Genomic DNA, 19290 nt, shown 5'->3' with positions numbered 1-19290 from the left:
GGAAAAGTCGATGATTAATGTAATTGATTCATTGCGCCAGCACTGTGCCGATGAGCATCACTGGACGCTATTCAGTGGTGCCAACGTCCATACTCCTTACCTGGCCGATGCCCGTCAAAAGCATGAGCGCAAACTGTGTGCCAGCCTGGAAGACGCTATTACCCGCAGTGGATTGCGCGACGGTATGACGATCTCCTTTCATCATGGATTTCGTGAGGGCGATAAAGTCATCAATACCGTGGTGGACCTGCTGGCCAGGCAGGGACTGAAAAACATCACCTTGGCTTCCAGCTCTCTGATGACCTGTAATGCGCCGCTGATCGAACATATTCGCAACGGCGTTATCAGCAAAATTTATACCTCGGGCATGCGTGGTCCGTTGGCAGAGGCTATCTCTAACGGGCTGATGAAGGAACCGGTGCAGATCCATTCTCATGGCGGGCGGGTGAAGCTGATTGAAAGTGGTGAAATCACCATTGATGTGGCCTTCCTCGGCGTGCCTTGCAGCGATGAGTATGGCAATGCCAACGGGACAGCAGGCCAGTCACGCTGTGGCTCACTTGGTTATGCGATGGTGGATGCACAGTATGCTCGCCACGTGGTGCTGCTGACCGAGGAAATCGTCCCATTCCCCAACATGCCTGCCAGTATTTTGCAGACTCAGGTAGATAGCATAGTGCAGGTCACAGAGGTTGGTGACCCGGCGAAAATCAGCGTAGGGGCGGCGCGTGTGACCAGTAACCCGCGTGAGCTGATGATTGCCCGAACTGCTGCCGATGTGATCGAGCATTCGGGCTATTTCAACAACGGTTTCTCGCTACAAACCGGCTCTGGTGCCGCATCAACGGCCTGCACCCGTTTTCTTGAAGCCCGCATGCTACGCCAAAACATTGTGGCAAGTTTTGCGTTGGGAGGGATCACCGGCAGCCTCGTCGATCTGCACGAGAAAGGCTTGATTGAAACCCTGCTGGATACGCAAAGCTTTGACAGTAGCGCAGCCTCCTCACTGGCAAAAAATCCGCGACATGTGGAAATTTCGACCAGCGTTTACGCCAACCCGGCAGCTAAAGCGGCCTGTTGTGATCAGTTGGATATCGTCATCCTCAGCGCGTTGGAGATTGACCTCGAATTCAACGTAAACGTGATAACCGGATCGGACGGTGTCATGCGCGGGGCTTCGGGCGGGCATTGTGATGTGGCTGCCGCCGCAAATCTGACCATCGTGGTCGCGCCCTTGATCCGCAGCCGTATTCCTACGGTGGTGCGCCACGTGACGACCTGCGTCACCCCTGGCGAAAGCATTGATGTTTTGGTCACCGACCATGGTATTGCGGTGAATCCTGCACGCCCGGAGGTATACCAACGCCTGTTGGTTGCCGGTCTGCCGCTAATGAGCATTGAAGCACTGCATGAGCGGACATTGGAAATTTCCGGTGAGCCGAAGCCCATCGAGTTTGAGGATCGCATTGTCGGAGTGATCCGTTACCGCGATGGTAGCGTTATTGACGTCGTCCGCCAGGTTAAACAGCCATGAGTAACGTACCTGCTGTTGCGCCAACCCCGGTGACTCTGGAGGCGTTGTTGGCGGCCCGGGATCGACGGGCCGAACGGCAAAGAGTCTGGTTGGCTCACTGGCAAGAGACCCTGGTTTCACTGACGTTAGTCTGGCCTGGCGAGGTTAAAGATAGCCCGCAAGCCCGTCAGGTCATGCAGGTGGCACTAATGACGTTCGGGCAGTTGGTGCAGGGAGCCGGGTGGGGGATCAGTCAGCATCAGGTTTTCTGGTTGCCTGAAGGCGCGGAGGCTTTCTGGGCGGTAACGGCACCTGCAGCGGCGGTAAAACGTGCCACGATTGCGTTGGAGAACCATCACCCTTTAGGGCGGTTATGGGATATGGATGTTTTTAGCCCACAAGATGGGTTATTGAGCCGCAGTCTTTTCAGGCAGCCCGCTCGTCCCTGTCTGGTTTGCGATGAACCCGCGCATGCTTGTGCCCGTTCTGGCAAACACCCGCTATCGCGGTTGTTACAGAGTATAGAGGACAAGATTGATGACTACGTCAACAGCTCATCAGTGTGAGCCCATTACTGCTGGCGCCATTGCACAATTGTCCGTCGAAGCTTTACGCCGTGAAGTAGAACTGACTCCCAAACCGGGCTTGGTGGACCGGGATGGTAACGGTGCCCATCGTGATATGGATTTGCCGTTGTTTCACCGCAGTATCGCGGCGATAGCTCCCTGGTTCAGTCGTTTCGTCACGGCGGGGGAACTGTCGGCCAACGAGAAAGGCTACGTGGCGTTAAGTAGGGTGAGGCCGGTGGGGTTGGCGTGTGAGCAGGATATGTTCCGGGCTACTGGCGGAGTGAATACTCACAAGGGGGGGATTTTCTCGCTGGGCTTGTTGTGTACGGCGGCGGGGCGCCTGGCGGGGCAGCAGCAAGCGATCACCAGCACCACTCTTTGCCAGGCCGTGTCGTCCCTGAGCGCACATCTGGTGGAGCAGGAGCTGGTTCAGGGGCGTCGGGTTGTCACGGTAGGCGAGCGGTTGTATCAGCAATACGGCATGAAGGGGGCCAGGGGGGAAGCAGCCAGCGGGTTCATGACGGTACGGCAATACGCATTACCGGCGTGGCAGCAGGCTTGCAAAGCCGGCTACGCAGAAGAACAGGTGTTATGGCATGTGCTGCTGACGCTGATGGCGCATAACTGCGATACCAATCTGGTATCGCGTGGCGGGCTTGCTGGCTTGCGCTTTGTGCAACGCCAGGCCCGGCAACTGTTAGAGATGAAGGACGCCGGGCTTGCCGAGCGTCGCAGGGCGTTGATTATGCTGGATCAACGGATGACCGCGGATAACCTCAGCCCCGGTGGCAGTGCCGATCTGCTGGCTGTGACCTGGCTATTGGCTCAGTACCCATGCTGACGGGTTTTAACAAGGATCGAGCCTGATGCACATGACAGAAGTGGACAACGCACTGGCCGAGGTGGCGGCACACCTGACCATGATACTGGTCCCTGGGGTGCGCGACAGCGGTGAGGAGCATTGGCAAAGCCACTGGTCCCGGCGTTTTCCATCGTGGCGCAGGATCCGCCAACGGGACTGGTTTCAGGCCGATTTGGACAGTTGGGGATTAGCCATCCGGCGGGAGCTATTGGCCTGTAAGCAACCGGCCATTTTGGTCGGACACAGCTTTGGTGCCTTGGCGTCCTGTTATGTCGTCCAAAGTGGGATTTCGGGAGTGGCCGGAGTGGTATTGGTGGCACCGGCCGAGCCGCTACGTTTTGAATTAGAAGAGCGCATCAATAACCAACCTTTGGCGGTACCGAGCCTGGCATTCGCCAGCCATAACGACCCGTTAATGCGTTTTGCTCGCGCAGAATATTGGGCACAGGCATGGGGTAGTGAGCTGGTTGATGTCGGTGAGGCAGGGCATATCAATGCGGAATCCGGGTTTGGTCCCTGGGACTACGGCCTGACACGGGTGGGGCAGTTTGCCAAGCAAGTGATCAATAAATTCAATGAGTAAAATATTTTAACATGAATATTTAATGGATTTTCAGGAGAAAGCAATGTTAGCCGACTATAAGCAACATAGCGCTGAGCGCGCCGAAAAAGGCATCCCACCCAAACCGTTAACGGCCGAACAAGTGGCCCAACTGGTTAAACTGCTGCAATCAGCGGTACCGGATGAAGGGGATTTCTTACTGCAATTATTAGCTCACCATGTGCCTTCCGGGGTAGATGATGCCGCAAAAATCAAGGCAGAATTTCTTGACCATATTGCGCAGCAAAAAGCTGATTCCCCACTGATAACCCGAGAAGAAGCGGTGCGCCTCTTAGGTACGATGCAGGGGGGATATAACGTACAGCCACTGATAGACTTGCTTGATGATGGGGTGTTAGCCCCTTTGGCGGCCAAAGAGCTGGCTGCGACGTTACTGGTTTTCGACAAATTTGCCGAGATTGAAAGCAAGGCTCGGCAAGGTAATGTAATGGCTCAGCAGGTTCTTCTTTCTTGGGCCGACGCGCAATGGTTTACCTCTCGCCCAGCGGTAGCAGAAAAAATCACCTTAACGGTCATGAAGGTGACGGGAGAAACTAATACTGACGATTTGTCTCCTGCGCCAGAAGCTTGGTCACGCCCCGATATTCCACTGCATGCGCTGACGATGCTGAGTGTTCCCCGTGAAGGCATCACGCCCGATCTGCCAGGCATCATCGGGCCAGTCAGCCAGTTAGCGGCGTTAAGCCAGGCCGGTCATCCTTTAGCCTATGTGGGGGATGTTGTCGGCACCGGTTCATCGCGCAAATCGGCAACCAATTCGATCTTATGGTATATCGGCCAGGATATTCCTTTTGTACCCGGCAAACGCTGTGGCGGCATAGTGCTGGCGGGGAAAATCGCGCCGATCTTCTTCAATACGCTGGAGGACTCGGGGGCACTGCCGATTGAAGTAGACGTCACCTCACTGGCGATGGGCGATGTGATCGACCTTTATCCAGCCCAAGGCGAGATCCGTCGCCATGACAGTGAAGAAGTCGTGAGCCGGTTTGTGTTAAAAAGCCCGGTACTTTTGGATGAAGTCAGGGCGGGCGGACGCATTCCGCTGATTATTGGCCGTGATCTCACTGCTAAAGCGCGTACTTCATTGGGATTGCCGCCTAGTGACGTGTTTCGGCAGGCTGTTGTTCCGGCAGAAAAGCACACCGGTTATACCTTGGCACAAAAAATAGTGGGTAAAGCCTGTGGCACCGTAGGGGTGCGCCCGGGTCAGTATTGCGAACCCAAAATGAGCACGGTAGGCTCGCAGGACACCACCGGTGGCATGACGAGGGATGAGTTGAAAGACCTTGCCTGCCTGAGATTTTCTGCCGATCTGGTGATGCAATCGTTTTGCCACACGTCGGCTTATCCAAAGCCAGTCGATGTTAATCTGCAACAGACATTACCTGACTTTATGACCCAACGAGGTGGTGTTTCACTGCGCCCCGGCGACGGTATCATCCATTCTTGGTTAAACCGTATGCTAGTGCCGGACACCGTGGGGACCGGGGCTGACTCCCATACTCGATTCCCGATAGGCATTTCATTTCCTGCAGGTTCGGGGCTGGTGGCTTTTGCGGCGGCAACCGGGATTATGCCATTGGATATGCCCGAATCGGTCTTGATCCGTTTTCATGGTGAGAGGCAACCGGGGATCACTCTGCGTGATTTAGTGCACGCCATTCCATATTTCGCCATCAGAGAGGGCCTGCTGACGATTGCAAAGCAGGATAAAAAGAATGTGTTCTCAGGCCGTATCCTCGAAATTGAGGGGTTGACGGGGCTGAAGGTTGAGCAGGCATTTGAACTGGCCGACGCTTCAGCTGAACGTTCTGCGGCGGCGTGTACGGTTAAACTCGGCCAGCCCGAAGTCGAAGAGTATCTAAGATCCAACGTGGCGTTACTGAATTGGATGATGACACAGGGTTATCAGGATCAGCCGACTCTCCGGCAACGAATCAAGGAAATGGAGGCCTGGCTGGCCAATCCTCAGTTATTGAGTGCAGACTCTGATGCCGAGTATGCCGCTGTTATCAATATCGATTTGTCTGAAATAACACAGCCGATCCTGTGTGTGCCAAACGATCCTGATGATGTTCATTTACTTTCTGAAGTGGCAGGCGAAAAAATTGACGAGGTGTTTATTGGCTCATGCATGACCAATATCGGTCACTTTCGTGCCACCGGTAAGCTGTTAGCGCAGCACAAAGGTGAGGTTGCGACACGTTTCTGGCTGGCTCCGCCAACAAAAATGGATGCGGTACAGTTGAGCAATGAAGGTTACTTCAGTCATTTTATCAAGTCAGGAGCCAGGATCGAGCCCTCAGGTTGTTCACTTTGTATGGGGAATCAGGCCAGGGTTAAACCGGGAAGCCGTGTCGTTTCAACCTCAACCCGCAATTTTCCCAATCGGTTAGGTGTGGATGCCAAGGTTTATCTAGCCTCTGCTGAATTAAGTGCGATAACGGCCATGACGGGGCAACTTCCTGAGGTGGAGGAATATCTTGGCTACATGGCGAATATAAGTGATACCGCTCAGGATACTTATCGCTATTTGTCATTTAACCGCATGCCTTTTTATCTGGAGGGTAATGCCAGTTAAATTAATCGGTACGCTGTGCATTCTTGATTAAATGGTCGTGCTTCTCAGGCTTTTATCGGCAATGCCTGAGGGGTATTCGCGTTAATATTATCAAAAATTATCTTAATCCGTTTGAGGGAAATAGGATGGTGAGTTCTATAGCCAATTACTTCAGCGATTAATATGATATCTAGGTGAGTGATTATGATAAAAACCAATGTATGGAAAATGGGATTGATCTTGGTAATCCCTCTGCTGGTATTTGCTATTCCCGCACCCGAAGGTCTTTCTCCAATGGCCTGGAAGCTTTTGGGGATTTATTTGGCAGCGATTATCGGATTGGTGATTAAGCCCTACCCCGAACCGGTGGTTTTATTGACTGCGGTTGCCGCATCCGCTGTGGTGATTGAGACGTTGGGTGATGGCAAACTAAAATTCAGTGCGGCGTTAAGCGGCTATGCATCAGGGACTACCTGGCTGGTTTTTGCCGCATTTACCCTAAGCGCTGCTTTCGTCACCACAGGGCTTGGAAAGCGTATTGCCTATAAACTGATTGGGCGGATAGGCAGTACCACGCTGGGGCTCGGCTATGTCACGGTATTGCTTGATTTGATCCTTGCCCCGGCGACGCCGTCAAACACCGCCCGAGCTGGTGGCATAATTTTTCCTATCATCAATAGTATCGCGGTAGCCTTAGGCTCCGATCCAGAGAAGAGCCCGCGTAAGGCCGGGCGTTTTCTTATGATCAATATCTATATGGTGACGAAAACTACCAGTTATATGTTCTTAACTGGCTTTGCCGGCAATGCGTTGGCATTGAGCCTGATGTCCGACATCTTTCATATCAAGATAAGTTGGCTGGGTTGGGCGTTGGCCGGAGGGATCCCGGGGTTAATTATGCTGGCGGTTATTCCCTACATCACTTATAAGATCTCACCCCCAGAGTTGAAATGTATCGACAATAAAACTCTCTCTGCTGAAGGTTTGGCGACCTTAGGCCCTATGACGAAGAGGGAAAAAGGGTTGATGATTATATTTCTGTTGGCATTACTAGGCTGGATATTCTCCGGTGAGTTAGGGATTGATGCGGCGACCGTTGCGATTATTGTGATGGTGCTTGCCTTGCTTTCTGGCGTGGTCAGTTGGGATGATATTCTAAAAAACAAAGGTGGATGGAGTACGCTGATTTGGTATGGCGGGATTATTGGCCTGAGCAGTACCTTATCCAAGACCGGTTTTTTCACCTGGTTAGCCGATTGGTTTTCTCATCACTTTACCTTTAGCGGTTCAGGCAATTACGTGGTGATTATACTGCTGTTGATCAGCATTTTTATCCGCTATCTGTTTGCTTCCGGCGGTGCTTATGTCGCCGCGATGGTACCGGTTTTTGCCACTGTCGGCATGGTGGCAGGGGCACCGCCGATGATCCTGGCTTTAGCCATATTATTTTCCAACTCCTATGGTGGGTGCATTACTCACTATGGTGGCGCCGCAGGGCCTATCGTATTTTCTGCTGGCTATAATGACATCAAATCATGGTGGATCACCGGGACTGTGATTGCCTTACTCACGTTCGTTGTTCACGTGATGATTGGTATGCCGTGGTGGCAGTTTTTAATCAGTCAGGGTTTTTTGTAGAGGAAAACGTTTAGCGGGCTTATAGCGGGGAAGTTTTAACCCAAAAGCAAAAAACCCGCCATAGGCGGGTTCTTCTAAATGATGGTGCCCGGACTCGGAATCGAACCAAGGACACGGGGATTTTCAATCCCCTGCTCTACCGACTGAGCTATCCGGGCAACGGGGCGCATTAAACCGTATTGGCCGTGCGGCGTCAACGGATTTGTGACGAAAAACGTGAAAACAGCTCCGATTGCTGGCTTTTCAGGCAAAGCGCGCAGAATACGGCCTTATCCCATTGGTTATCAACGGGCACAGCATGCAGCGCCCCTACGTGGTAAGCCCGGTAAGGGAGGCTTTAGCTTAACGCACCAAACTGACGGCACTGGGCAATATGCAAGATATCTTCGGCCAGCCGCTTGGCGACAGCCACATCCTGCAACTGGCGTTTTATCAGCAGTTTACTCAGGCAGCCTTCCTGCACCAGTTCCATCTGCTGCGCTACCGAGTCGGCGTCGTCGGCATCCATCTCACGCAATAGATCGCGGGTGAAGTCCAGCGAGGTGATCTTCTGCTGCTCGGCCAGTTGATGGATCGGGTGGTCGCTCTCAGGGAAGAAGCTACAGGCGGCAATAAACAGGCAGCCTGGATAGCGTTCATTCTGCACGTGCTCTGCCAGCACGTCATAACGCGCAAGCAGCTTTTGCTGTGGGCTCAACGTCTCATCAAGCTGCAACTGGCGGCGCCAGGTATCAATCTGCTGGCCATGGTAGCGCAGGCAGTCATACAGCAGAGCCTCGCGGTCCGGCCAGAACGGTTTGAAATCGCTGTATGGCACACCCAGTTTTTCTGCCAGCATTTCCAAGGTGGTGGTCGCCAGGCCCTGTTTTTCCAACAGCTCCAAGGCTGTATTTAAAACCTGTTCACGTTGCACTAGTGCTCCCTCCAAAAAATGTTCTGAAACTCAGTGTCGTTTACCGAGTGGTTTTCTGCAAATGTGCGTCGAAGGCTTCTGCGTTCATAAAGCCCGTCACGCGGGCTGCGGGTAACTCTTTGCCATCTCGGTCAAAGAACAAAATGGTCGGCAGGCCAAGCACCTGCAAGTGCTTGAGCAAGGCGGCCTGTTCGGCATTGTTGGCCGTTACGTCGGCCTGCAGCAACACCGTATCGGCCAATTGGGTCTGCACCGCTTGATCGCTGAAGGTGTATTTCTCAAACTCTTTGCAGGCGACACACCAGTCCGCGTATAGGTCCAGCATCACCGGCTTGCCCTGTGCCTGTTGTAGCGCCTGGTTAAGCTGTTCAACGTTATTGATACGGGTGAAGTTCAGATGCGGCTGGGCCGTCTGCTCAGAGGCCGTGCTGCCGAAAGCCCAGTCTTGCAATGGGCGCGCCGAAATCACCAGCGCCGCCAACAGTAGCACCTGGATGGCTCGCGTCCAGCCACGGGATGATTTCAGGCTCAGGACGAATGCCCAGCCGAAGAATGCCAGGCCGAGCAGGCTCCACAGGCGCAGCCCCCAGACGTCGCCAATCACCCGCTCAAGCAGGAACACCGGCAGCGCCAGGATCACAAAGCCAAAGGCTTCCTTGACGTACTGCATCCACGGGCCGCTGCGAGGCAGCAGGCGGTTGCCGAACAGCGTCACGATCACCAATGGGATACCCATCCCTAGGGCATACAGATACAACGTGCCGCCACCGGCCCACATATTGCCGCTTTGGGCGATGTATAACAGGATGGCGCTGAGCGGGGCGGTGGTGCATGGCGAGCAGATCAGGCCTGCCAGAGCGCCCATCACAAACACGCCCACCAGCGAGCCACCCTGCTGGGTGTTGCTCCAGTTGGCCAGCCGCGTTTGCAGTGAAGAGGGGAGCTGCAAGGAGTAGCAGCCGAACATGGACAGAGCCAGGGCGACAAACAGCACCGAAAGACCTATCAGCACGTAAGGGTGTTGCAGCGCGGCCTGGAACTGCAACCCGGCGGCGGCAACCACCAGGCCGAGCAGGGTATAGGTCAGCGCCATGCCTTGCACATACACCACGGCCAGCACCAGAATGCGCCCACTGCTGTGTGGCCGCTCACGGCCCAGAATAATGCCGGAAATCAGCGGATACATCGGCAACACGCAAGGGGTAAACGCAATACCGATACCAATCAACAAGGCCCACAGGGGGGAGAAGGGCAGATTGGCCGGTGCTGTTTCTGCTGGTGCTATGGCTACCGGTGCTGCGGGCTCTGCGGCAAGTGCCACTGCGCTCAGCGGGATCACACGGGTCTCAGGTGGATAGCAGAATCCGGCCTCAGCACACCCTTGGTAAGTGACGCTCAGGCTGGCATTGTCACCCGCCTGCAACAGGGGAATGCTCAGGGCCAAGGGTTCCTTGAATATCGCCACTTCACCAAAGAATTCATCTTTATGCTTCAGCCCGGCGGGCAGCTCGAACTGGCCCAGCGTTGCCTGCTGCGGCACCAGCTTGATTTGCTGGCGATACAGGTAGTAACCAGGGCGGATTTGCCAGCTTAGCGTCAGTTGGGGGCCCTGTTGTTTAAAATCAAAGGCAAATGCCTGATCGACGGGGACGAACTGGTTACCCGCGTTTTGGCCGAACAGTGAAGCCTGGGCCGCTGTGGGCAGGAAGAACAGGCTGCACAGCAGCAATATCAGTTTAATGAGGCGTTGATCCATGACAGGTAATCTTTATCTCCAGCCATCACCGGCAGCACCAACAGTTCGGGTGTCTGGTACGGGTGATGTTGTTTCAGGTAGGTGAGTAGCGCTTGTTGATGCTGGCGATCGCTTTTAAACAGCATCTGCACTTCGTATTCCTGTTGCAGTTTCCCTTCCCAGTAATACAGCGATGTTGCCCCAGGCAGCAGCGTGGCACAGGCCGCCAGTTTCTCCCCCAGGACGCGTGCCGCCAGCTCTTGCGCCGTGGCTTCATCGGGTGCGGTACAGAGTATGACGATAGCTTCGCAATCAGACATCTTCGGCCCTCTCAACCAGGTTTGGTAACAGGGCACTATACCCTGAAGCGGTGTTGGCTAGAAGGTTAGATTATCAACAGCAGGGGAATGAGGAGGAGAAAGCGGGGCCGAAGCCCCGCTTGAGGATCACAGAATAACGCTACCAATCAGGAAGCCGAAGATGACGGCAAACGCCACGCCCAAGGTGCCAGGGATCAGGAACGGGTGGTTAAACACGAAGCGCCCGATGCGTGTCGTCCCGGTATCGTCCATCTGTACCGCCGCTACCAGAGTAGGGTAGGTTGGCAGAATAAACAGGCCAGAAACGGCAGCAAAGGAAGCGATCGCCGTCAGCGGGGTGACGTTCAGGGCCAGCGCCATCGGCATCAACGCCTTGGCAGTGGCGGCCTGAGAGTACAGCAGCGCCGAACAGAAGAAGAAGATCACCGCCAGTAACCAAGGATGGGATTGGATCACGGTACCCGCAGTCTCTTTGATCCAGTCAAGGTTGGCCTGCACAAAGGTGTCACCCAACCAGGCTACGCCCAGGATACAGATACAGGCGCTCATCCCGGCCTTAAAGGTGCTGGAGTTCAAAATCAGGTCGGTTTCGATGCGACACAGGATGGTGGTCAGGGTGGCCACGCTCAGCATGATGATCAGGATGGCATTGGTGGTGTTCATCAGCGGCGTCGTCACCAGACCCATGCTTGGGCTGTTGATGATGGCATAAGCCACTACGCTCAGTACGCCAGCCAGGAACAGCAGCACGGAGGTTTTCGCACGCGGTTTGATCACGATGACGTTCTCACCACGCAGGGCAACCAGACCTTCTTCGAAGCGCTTTTGATACACAGGATCGTCAGACAGTTTGGAGTCAAACAACCAAGTGACCAGCAGCGACATCAGTATCACAGCCAGGAAGGTAGAAGGGATCACCACCATCAGCAAATGCAGGTAACTCACGCCATGTCCTTCCATAACGGAAGACATGTACACCACCGCTGCTGAGATAGGCGAGGCGGTAATGGCAATCTGCGCAGAAACCACGGCAGTAGACAGAGGGCGGCAAGGTTTGATGCCTTGCTCTTTAGCCACTTCTGCAATGACCGGTAGGGCCGAGAGGGAGATATTACCGGTACCGGCGAAGATGGTCAGGAAATAGGTGACGATGGGGGCCAGAATAGTGATGTATTTTGGATTTTTACGCAGCAGTTTTTCGGTTTGCTGCACCAGATAGTCCATCCCGCCAGCGACCTGCATAGCGGCGATAGCGGCGATAACCGCCATAATGATTGAAATAACGTCGAAGGGAATGCTGCCTGGCTTAACGCCAATCATCGCCAGCACCAACACCCCAAGCCCGCCTGCAAAGCCTATTCCGATACCGCCCAGCCTGGCCCCCAAAAAGATGGCCAGTAGAACGATCACCAATTCTACTACTAGCATAGTGTTTACCCCTTAAAATGGATTTTTATGAAAACCAAACGTTACAGCTTTGTGTTTTCGGAAAGAAAAAAGGCACGCTATCCAGAGGATTAGCGTGCCTTTCAGGCTACCGGATGAGTCTATTATTGTTCATTTTCATCTGTATAGCGTTTCGCCTTATATGCCGGGTGCATCAGGTTCTCTACGGAGAAGATGTCATCCAGCTCAGCTTCGGTCAGTAAACCGCGTTCCAGCACGACTTCACGTACGCTCTTGCCGGTTTCAGCACAGATCTTGCCGACAATGTCACCGTTGTGGTGGCCAATGAACGGGTTCAGATAGGTGACGATACCGATAGAGTTAAATACGTAGTACTCGCACACTTCTTTGTTGGCGGTAATACCGTTAATGCATTTTTCCAGCAGGTTATAGCAGGCATTGGTCAGGATGTGAATTGATTCAAACATCGCCTGGCCAATTACCGGTTCCATCACGTTCAACTGCAGCTGGCCTGCTTCGGCGGCCATGGTAACGCAAGTGTCGTTGCCGATCACCTTAAAGCAAACCTGGTTAACCACTTCTGGGATCACCGGGTTCACTTTGGCTGGCATGATGGAAGAACCGGCCTGCAGTTCAGGCAGGTTGATTTCGTTCAGGCCAGCACGTGGGCCGGAAGACAGCAGACGCAGGTCGTTACAGATCTTGGACAGTTTGACCGCCAGGCGCTTGTGCGCACTGTGCACCATCACGTAGGCACCACAGTCGGAGGTGGCCTCGATCAGGTCTTCGGCAGGTACCACCGGCAGGCCACTGACTTCCGCCAGTTTCTTAACAGCCAGGTGTTGGTAACCTTCCGGGGTATTCAGCGCGGTACCGATCGCCGTCGCACCCAGGTTCACTTCCAGCAGCAACTCTGCGGTACGGTGCAGGTTACGGGTTTCTTCATTCAGCAACACGCTGAAGGCGTGGAATTCCTGGCCCAGGGTCATTGGCACCGCGTCCTGCAACTGGGTACGGCCCATTTTCAGGATGGTTTCGAACTCTTTGGCCTTACGGTCAAACCCTTCACGCAGTTGGTTGATAGCATCGATCAGTTTCTGGTTGGAGGCGTAAACCGCGATGCGGAACCCGGTTGGGTAAGCGTCGTTGGTAGACTGACACTTGTTGAGGTGATCGTTAGGGTTCAGATATTGGTATTCACCCTTCTGGTGGCCCATCAGCTCCAAGCCGATGTTTGCCAGTACTTCGTTGGTGTTCATGTTCAGCGAGGTGCCAGCACCGCCCTGGAACACATCCACCGGGAATTGGTCCATGCATTTGCCTTTATCCAGTACTTCATCACATGCCTGGATGATGACGTCGGCAATTTTACGTGGGATGGTTTGCAGCTCTTTGTTTGCCATGGCGGCGGCTTTTTTTACCATCACCATGCCGCGTACAAACTCAGGAACGTCGCTGATTTTACTGTTGCTGATATAGAAGTTTTCAATCGCACGCAGAGTATGAACACCGTAGTAGGCTTCTGCTGGGACTTCACGTGTTCCTAATAGGTCTTCTTCGATACGAATGTTGTTTGACATGAGAACCTTCTCTATGTTGCTGCCGAATATAATTATGTGCAGGATAACAAAATAATGTTGCCGAGCGGGTCTACTGCGGAAGTATTGACCGCAGCTATTGTCGCTACCCAGATCATATGCTGGTTGGTAATAAATGAATGAACGTAGATCACTATATGGTGCTTCAGCAAATGACAGCTTTTGGTTTCTGTGAAGGGCTTCACGTTTGCGGCAAAGAGAATAAAAAAGATCGCCCGGTTGAAATGGCGGCGGGAAGCCCCCATTGTATGAAGGTTGGCCGATTAGCGGCCCCATTTATCACGTATGCGCCATCGGGCGGGTACGCCGACTCTACCTAGAGGAGAGAACCAGGTGCGCTGGTTACCGTTACTGCTGATATTTCTACTGGCTTATATAGAGATATCCTTGTTTATTAAAGTTGCCGCCGTGTTCGGCGTGGCAATGACGCTGCTGCTGGTGGTGTTTACTTCCTGCGTCGGTGTTTCCTTGGTGCGTAATCAGGGCATGAAGACCTTTGTGCAGATGCAACAGAAGCTGGCGGCGGGCGAAAGCCCGGCAGCGGAGATGGTGAAAAGCGTTTCACTGGTGCTGGCGGGTTTCCTGCTGGTGATACCGGGCTTTTTCACCGATTTCCTTGGCCTGTTGCTGCTGTTGCCGCCGGTGCAGAAATCACTGACGCTGAAGCTGATGCCGCATCTCGCCGTTTATCGCCCAGGCGGTTGGGGCCAGAACGGCGGAGCCGCCAATGGCAATACCTTCGACGGTGAATTCCAGCGCAAGCAAGACGACCGCTACACCTTGGATCATCAACCCGACGATCGCGACAAGCGTGACGATCGCTGATAATTTCCCCTCACCCTAACCCTCTCCCAAAGGGAGAGGGGACTGAACGTGCTACAATTGCCCCCGGTACCTGACCGCGACTCTGGACTACCCCCTCTCCCTAAACAAGTACCCATGTGTTATCCGGTCCGTATAGTGGGAGAGGGTCGGGGTGAGGGGAGATCGGCCGCGTTTTTGCTAATGGCGTTCACCGCAGGCCATCAAATCGAAAATTTTTTTGCTGCTGCCCCTTGAAGGGGGATGGAACGCCCCCATTTCAAATCCCACGGAGCCGGTATCAATAATCTGGCGCACAACCCTAAATCTGATAGAAACCTTCTTACAGGAGAGCGTTCAATGAGTATTCGTCCATTGCATGACCGCGTTATCGTCAAGCGCAAAGAAGTTGAATCAAAATCTGCTGGCGGCATCGTTCTGACTGGCTCTGCAGCGGGTAAATCTACTCGTGGTGAAGTGGTAGCCGTTGGTAAAGGACGTGTTCTGGAAAGCGGCAACATCCAGCCGCTGGATGTGAAAGTAGGCGACATCGTGATTTTCAACGACGGTTACGGCGTGAAAGCAGAGAAGATCGACAATGAAGAAGTGTTGATCATGTCCGAAAGCGACATTCTGGCAATTGTTGAAGCGTAATAACGCTTTATAAATCTTCTGAACTGAACGAGTTGAAGGGAAATACCAATGGCAGCTAAAGATGTAAAATTCGGCAATGACGCTCGCGTGAAGATGCTCCGCGGCGTGAATGTTCTCGCTGATGCAGTAAAAGTGACTCTGGGCCCGAAAGGCCGCAACGTAGTGCTGGATAAATCCTTCGGCGCTCCTACCATCACCAAAGATGGCGTATCTGTTGCTCGTGAAATCGAACTGGAAGACAAGTTCGAGAACATGGGTGCACAAATGGTGAAAGAAGTTGCCTCTAAAGCGAACGACGCTGCGGGCGACGGTACCACCACTGCAACCGTACTGGCTCAATCCATCATCACCGAAGGCCTGAAAGCTGTGGCTGCCGGCATGAACCCGATGGATCTGAAGCGCGGTATCGACAAAGCGGTTATCGCTGCGGTTGAAGAGCTTAAAAAATTATCCGTACCTTGCTCTGACTCTAAAGCTATCGCTCAGGTAGGCACCATCTCTGCAAACTCCGACGAAACCGTGGGTAAACTGATTGCAGAAGCGATGGAGAAAGTGGGCAAAGAAGGCGTGATCACCGTTGAAGAAGGCACTGGCCTGCAAGACGAGCTGGACGTGGTTGAAGGTATGCAGTTCGATCGCGGCTACCTGTCTCCGTACTTCATCAACAAGCCAGAAACCGGTTCTATCGAGCTGGAAAGCCCGTTCATCCTGCTGGCTGACAAGAAAATCTCCAACATCCGTGAAATGCTGCCAGTGCTGGAAGCCGTTGCGAAAGCGGGCAAACCACTGCTGATCATTGCTGAAGATGTTGAAGGCGAAGCGTTGGCTACCCTGGTGGTTAACACCATGCGTGGCATCGTGAAAGTGGCTGCGGTTAAAGCACCTGGCTTCGGCGACCGTCGTAAAGCCATGCTGCAAGACATCGCTACCCTGACTGCCGGTACCGTGATCTCTGAAGAGATCGGTCTGGAGCTGGAAAAAGCTACCCTGGAAGATCTGGGTCAGGCAAAACGCATCGTAATCAACAAAGACACCACCATCATCATCGATGGCGTGGGCGACGAAGCCACCATTCAGGGCCGCGTTTCCCAGATCCGTCAGCAGATCGAAGAAGCGACCTCTGACTACGATCGTGAAAAACTGCAAGAGCGTGTTGCTAAACTGGCTGGCGGCGTTGCCGTTATCAAAGTTGGCGCCGCAACTGAAGTTGAAATGAAAGAGAAGAAAGCCCGCGTTGAAGATGCCCTGCACGCTACCCGTGCTGCGGTAGAAGAAGGCGTGGTTGCTGGCGGTGGCGTAGCGCTGATCCGTGTAGCAGACAAAATCTCTGGCCTGAAAGGCGATAACGAAGACCAGAACGTGGGTATCAAAGTTGCCCTGCGTGCTATGGAATCTCCACTGCGTCAGATCGTGATCAACGCCGGTGAAGAAGCTTCTGTGATTGCCAATAAGGTGAAAGCAGGCGAAGGCAGCTTCGGCTACAACGCTTACACCGAAGAATACGGCGACATGATCGCGATGGGTATCCTGGATCCAACTAAAGTGACCCGTTCTGCTCTGCAGTACGCGGCCTCTGTAGCTGGCCTGATGATCACCACCGAGTGCATGATCACTGACTTGCCGAAAGAAGACAAGTTAGACATGGGTGGCGCTGGTGGTATGGGCGGCATGGGTGGTATGGGCGGAATGATGTAATTCCCCTCACCTCTGTGAGCTAACCACAAAACCCGGCTTCGGCCGGGTTTTTTTATCCCTTTCTTCTGTGTGGGGCTGATTGTGGCGCCCGTTTTTTTCATCGTCAGCGGCTACCGATGCGTCAGTGCTGAATTTGATGATATTTTTGCAGACCGTATCTATTAAGCGTGTAAACTGATAGTTCATCAGCTGTCGCTCAAGACGTTGACCAGGCTCCAGTGGCCGGTGGCAACGGATGCTTAAGAGATAGCAACGCTTTCTGATAAGCTTTTGCGTAATTCTCAACATCATATGGGGAACAAGATGCGGATTAAAGCCTTACTGGGTCTATCGGCAGCGCTGCTGCTGGCAGGGTGCAGCAGCACCAATGAACTGACCGCCGCAGGTCAACAGGTCAAATTTACCGACACCAAGCCTGCCGCAGAATGCCAGTTGGTAGGCGAAGTCACCGGCACTCAGAGCAACTGGCTGTCGGGGAGCGGTGGTGAGGGCAGCTCCATGCGCGGCGCGGCTAACGATCTGCGCAACAAGGCAGCAGCAATGGGCGGCAACGTGATTTACGGTGCGACTAGCCCAAGCCAGAACCTGCTTTCAAGTTTTGCACCGTTGGATAGCAAAATGATCGGCCAGGTGTATAAGTGCCCGTAACGCTGGCATAAGCACCCGTATAAAACAAAAGAGGAATGCCCAGGCATTCCTCTTTTTGCATTCATATGCGTGCGGCATGTTATTAAACGGGTGCAGCGTGCAGCGCCCCTACGAGCTTTGCGTGAGGCGCAGATCCAACGGTGTTTTGCTGGGTTCGCCGCCGACCTCACGGGTCAGGCGGGGTACCAGATAACCGGAAACCTTGCTCAGCAAACTTTTCACGATCGCACGAGCTTCGTCGTCGCTGACCATAAAATGGGCCGCGCCCTGCACCTTATCCAACACGTGGAGGTAATAGGGCAGGATCCCTGCATCAAACAGGGCGTTACTCAGCGTTGCCAGCGTATCCGCGTTATCATTGATCCCTCGTAGCAGCACGCTTTGGTTCAGCAGCGTCACTCCGGCGCTACGCAACTGTGCCATACTGGCGCGCAGCGGTGGGTCAATCTCGTTGGCATGATTGATATGGGTGACCATCAGCACCTGCAGGCGCGATGCCGAGAAGCGTTGGCACAGCGTGGCGGTGATGCGGGCGGGGATCACCACCGGCAAGCGGGTATGAATACGCAGGCGTTTGAGGTGTGGGATAGCCTCCAGTTCCCCGATCAGCCAATCCAGTTCATGGTCTTTGGCCATCAGCGGATCGCCCCCGGAGAAAATAATTTCATCCAGTTCCGGGTGTTGGCGGATATACTCCAACGCTTGAAGCCAGTTTGCCTTGTTGCCCTGGTTCTCCTGATAGGGGAAATGACGGCGGAAACAGTAGCGGCAGTTAACCGCACAGCCGCCTTTTACCAACAGCAGGGCACGGTTGCGATACTTGTGCAGCAACCCCGGCACCACGCTGCGCTGTTCATCCAGCGGATCGGTCGTGAAGCCTGGGGCATCGATGAATTCTGCGCTGGCGGTGAGTACCTGGCGCAGCAGCGGGTCATTGGCATCACCGGGTTGCATACGCGCGGCAAAGGCTCGCGGCACGCGTAGCGCAAACAGGCGGCGTGCATCGCGCCCCTGTGGCAGTTCCGGGTGCGTATTTAGTGACAGAAGCTGCAGTAATTCATCTGGGTCGGTAATAACATCGGCGAGTTGATGCAACCAATCTTCTCTATGCGCCGTGTTTTGGGTTATAATGTGTGCCATTTTTTTGGCTAAGCTACCAGTTTAAATTTTCAGAGGGCCATCATGGCGACTTATTCTAGCAACGATTTCCGTCCGGGTCTTAAAATCATGTTCGAAGGCGAACCTTACGCTGTCGAATCCAGCGAGTTCGTTAAACCAGGTAAAGGCCAGGCTTTTGCGCGTGTAAAAATGCGTCGCCTGCTGACCGGCACCCGCGTTGAGAAAACCTTTAAGTCTACCGACTCCTGCGAAGGCGCGGACGTGGTAGATACCAACATGAACTACCTGTACAACGACGGTGAGTTCTACCACTTCATGCACCCTGAGACTTTTGAACAGCATCAGGTTGAAGAGAAAACCGTTTCTGACGTGGCTAAATGGCTGCAGGACAACGCGGAATGTATCGTCACCCTGTGGGATGGCCGTCCTATCGCTGTGCTGCCACCGAACTTTATCGAAGCAGAAATCACTGATACCGATCCAGGCCTGAAAGGCGACACCGCAGGTACCGGCGGCAAGCCAGCTACCCTGAGCACCGGCGCAGTAGTTAAAGTGCCATTGTTCGTGCAGATTGGCGAAGTGATCAAGGTTGACACCCGCTCTGGCGAATACGTCTCCCGCGTTAAATAAGTTTCA

The 19290-nt window shown here is 53.8% G+C and carries 17 protein-coding genes and 1 tRNA gene; 11 read left to right on the top strand and 7 right to left on the bottom strand.

Annotation, left to right across the window (positions count from 1 at the left end; genetic code table 11):
• Positions 1-10: 10 nt before the first annotated feature.
• The 6 genes from citF (at position 11) to ACMV5I_RS09495 (ending at position 7764) form a co-directional block, all read left to right on the top strand.
• Complete coding sequence (gene citF / locus ACMV5I_RS09520; RefSeq protein ID WP_414824196.1) at positions 11-1534, top strand: citrate lyase subunit alpha; 1524 nt, start codon at positions 11-13, stop codon at positions 1532-1534.
• Positions 1531-2079 (top strand): citrate lyase holo-[acyl-carrier protein] synthase, encoded by a 549-nt coding sequence (gene citX, locus ACMV5I_RS09515; RefSeq protein ID WP_414824195.1) that lies wholly within the window; start codon positions 1531-1533, stop codon positions 2077-2079. Before citF ends, citX begins: the two co-directional genes overlap by 4 nt.
• Entirely contained in the window at positions 2051-2923 is an 873-nt protein-coding gene (gene citG / locus ACMV5I_RS09510) for a triphosphoribosyl-dephospho-CoA synthase CitG (RefSeq protein ID WP_121608491.1), read from the top strand. The genes citX and citG overlap by 29 nt, the downstream gene beginning before the upstream one ends.
• 25 nt (positions 2924-2948) lie before the next feature.
• The gene (locus ACMV5I_RS09505) at positions 2949-3527 is read left to right on the top strand and encodes an RBBP9/YdeN family alpha/beta hydrolase (protein WP_284122060.1); all 579 of its coding nucleotides are present in this window, start codon (positions 2949-2951) and stop codon (positions 3525-3527) included.
• A 43-nt stretch (positions 3528-3570) separates the two neighbouring features.
• Entirely contained in the window at positions 3571-6147 is a 2577-nt protein-coding gene (gene acnB, locus ACMV5I_RS09500) for a bifunctional aconitate hydratase 2/2-methylisocitrate dehydratase (protein WP_414824194.1), read from the top strand.
• A 183-nt stretch (positions 6148-6330) separates the two neighbouring features.
• A complete protein-coding gene (locus ACMV5I_RS09495; protein WP_121608494.1) occupies positions 6331-7764 on the top strand; it encodes an anion permease in 1434 nt (477 codons plus the stop codon).
• An 82-nt stretch (positions 7765-7846) separates the two neighbouring features.
• On the opposite strand, the gene ACMV5I_RS09490 is transcribed toward ACMV5I_RS09495, so the two are convergent.
• The 6 genes from ACMV5I_RS09490 to aspA all read right to left on the bottom strand — a co-directional run bounded on the left by ACMV5I_RS09490 (position 7847) and on the right by aspA (position 13719).
• A tRNA-Phe gene (locus ACMV5I_RS09490) sits at positions 7847-7922 on the bottom strand.
• A gap of 179 nt (positions 7923-8101) precedes the next feature.
• On the bottom strand, positions 8102-8677 hold the full coding sequence (locus tag ACMV5I_RS09485) for a transcriptional regulator (RefSeq protein ID WP_021807590.1): 576 nt from the start codon (positions 8675-8677) through the stop codon (positions 8102-8104).
• A gap of 40 nt (positions 8678-8717) precedes the next feature.
• Positions 8718-10433 (bottom strand): protein-disulfide reductase DsbD, encoded by a 1716-nt coding sequence (locus ACMV5I_RS09480; protein ID WP_414824193.1) that lies wholly within the window; start codon positions 10431-10433, stop codon positions 8718-8720.
• Positions 10409-10732, bottom strand: a complete 324-nt coding sequence (cutA, locus tag ACMV5I_RS09475; RefSeq protein ID WP_021807588.1) for a divalent cation tolerance protein CutA — start codon at positions 10730-10732, stop codon at positions 10409-10411. The genes ACMV5I_RS09480 and cutA overlap by 25 nt, the downstream gene beginning before the upstream one ends.
• Positions 10733-10858: 126 nt before the next feature.
• Entirely contained in the window at positions 10859-12160 is a 1302-nt protein-coding gene (locus tag ACMV5I_RS09470) for an anaerobic C4-dicarboxylate transporter (protein WP_024484767.1), read from the bottom strand.
• A gap of 122 nt (positions 12161-12282) precedes the next feature.
• Positions 12283-13719: an aspartate ammonia-lyase gene (aspA, locus tag ACMV5I_RS09465; RefSeq protein ID WP_021807586.1), complete on the bottom strand. Its 1437-nt coding sequence runs from the start codon at positions 13717-13719 to the stop codon at positions 12283-12285.
• 351 nt (positions 13720-14070) lie between these two features.
• Between aspA and ACMV5I_RS09460 the strand changes: the two genes are divergently transcribed.
• From ACMV5I_RS09460 to ACMV5I_RS09445, 4 genes are all read left to right on the top strand, one after another.
• Positions 14071-14562: an FxsA family protein gene (locus ACMV5I_RS09460; RefSeq protein ID WP_024484768.1), complete on the top strand. Its 492-nt coding sequence runs from the start codon at positions 14071-14073 to the stop codon at positions 14560-14562.
• Positions 14563-14898: 336 nt separating this feature from the next.
• A complete protein-coding gene (locus ACMV5I_RS09455) occupies positions 14899-15192 on the top strand; it encodes a co-chaperone GroES (protein ID WP_004952634.1) in 294 nt (97 codons plus the stop codon).
• Positions 15193-15240: 48 nt separating this feature from the next.
• Entirely contained in the window at positions 15241-16887 is a 1647-nt protein-coding gene (groL, locus tag ACMV5I_RS09450; RefSeq protein ID WP_141130996.1) for a chaperonin GroEL, read from the top strand.
• Between the two features lie 303 nt (positions 16888-17190).
• A complete protein-coding gene (locus ACMV5I_RS09445) occupies positions 17191-17535 on the top strand; it encodes a DUF4156 domain-containing protein (protein ID WP_024484770.1) in 345 nt (114 codons plus the stop codon).
• 108 nt (positions 17536-17643) lie between these two features.
• On the opposite strand, the gene epmB is transcribed toward ACMV5I_RS09445, so the two are convergent.
• Complete coding sequence (gene epmB / locus ACMV5I_RS09440) at positions 17644-18675, bottom strand: EF-P beta-lysylation protein EpmB (RefSeq protein WP_024484771.1); 1032 nt, start codon at positions 18673-18675, stop codon at positions 17644-17646.
• A 42-nt stretch (positions 18676-18717) separates the two neighbouring features.
• Here epmB and efp point away from each other — a divergent pair, with 42 nt between their 5' ends.
• Positions 18718-19284, top strand: a complete 567-nt coding sequence (gene efp / locus ACMV5I_RS09435) for an elongation factor P (RefSeq protein ID WP_024484772.1) — start codon at positions 18718-18720, stop codon at positions 19282-19284.
• The last annotated feature ends 6 nt before the right edge of the window (positions 19285-19290 follow it).

This window comes from Serratia sp. T13T92 (assembly GCF_047530105.1).
GTDB classification, from domain to species: Bacteria; Pseudomonadota; Gammaproteobacteria; order Enterobacterales; family Enterobacteriaceae; genus Chania; species Chania fonticola.
The sequence above is the reverse complement of the archived record's forward strand: the minus strand, read 5'-3'. Positions and strand labels throughout refer to the sequence as shown.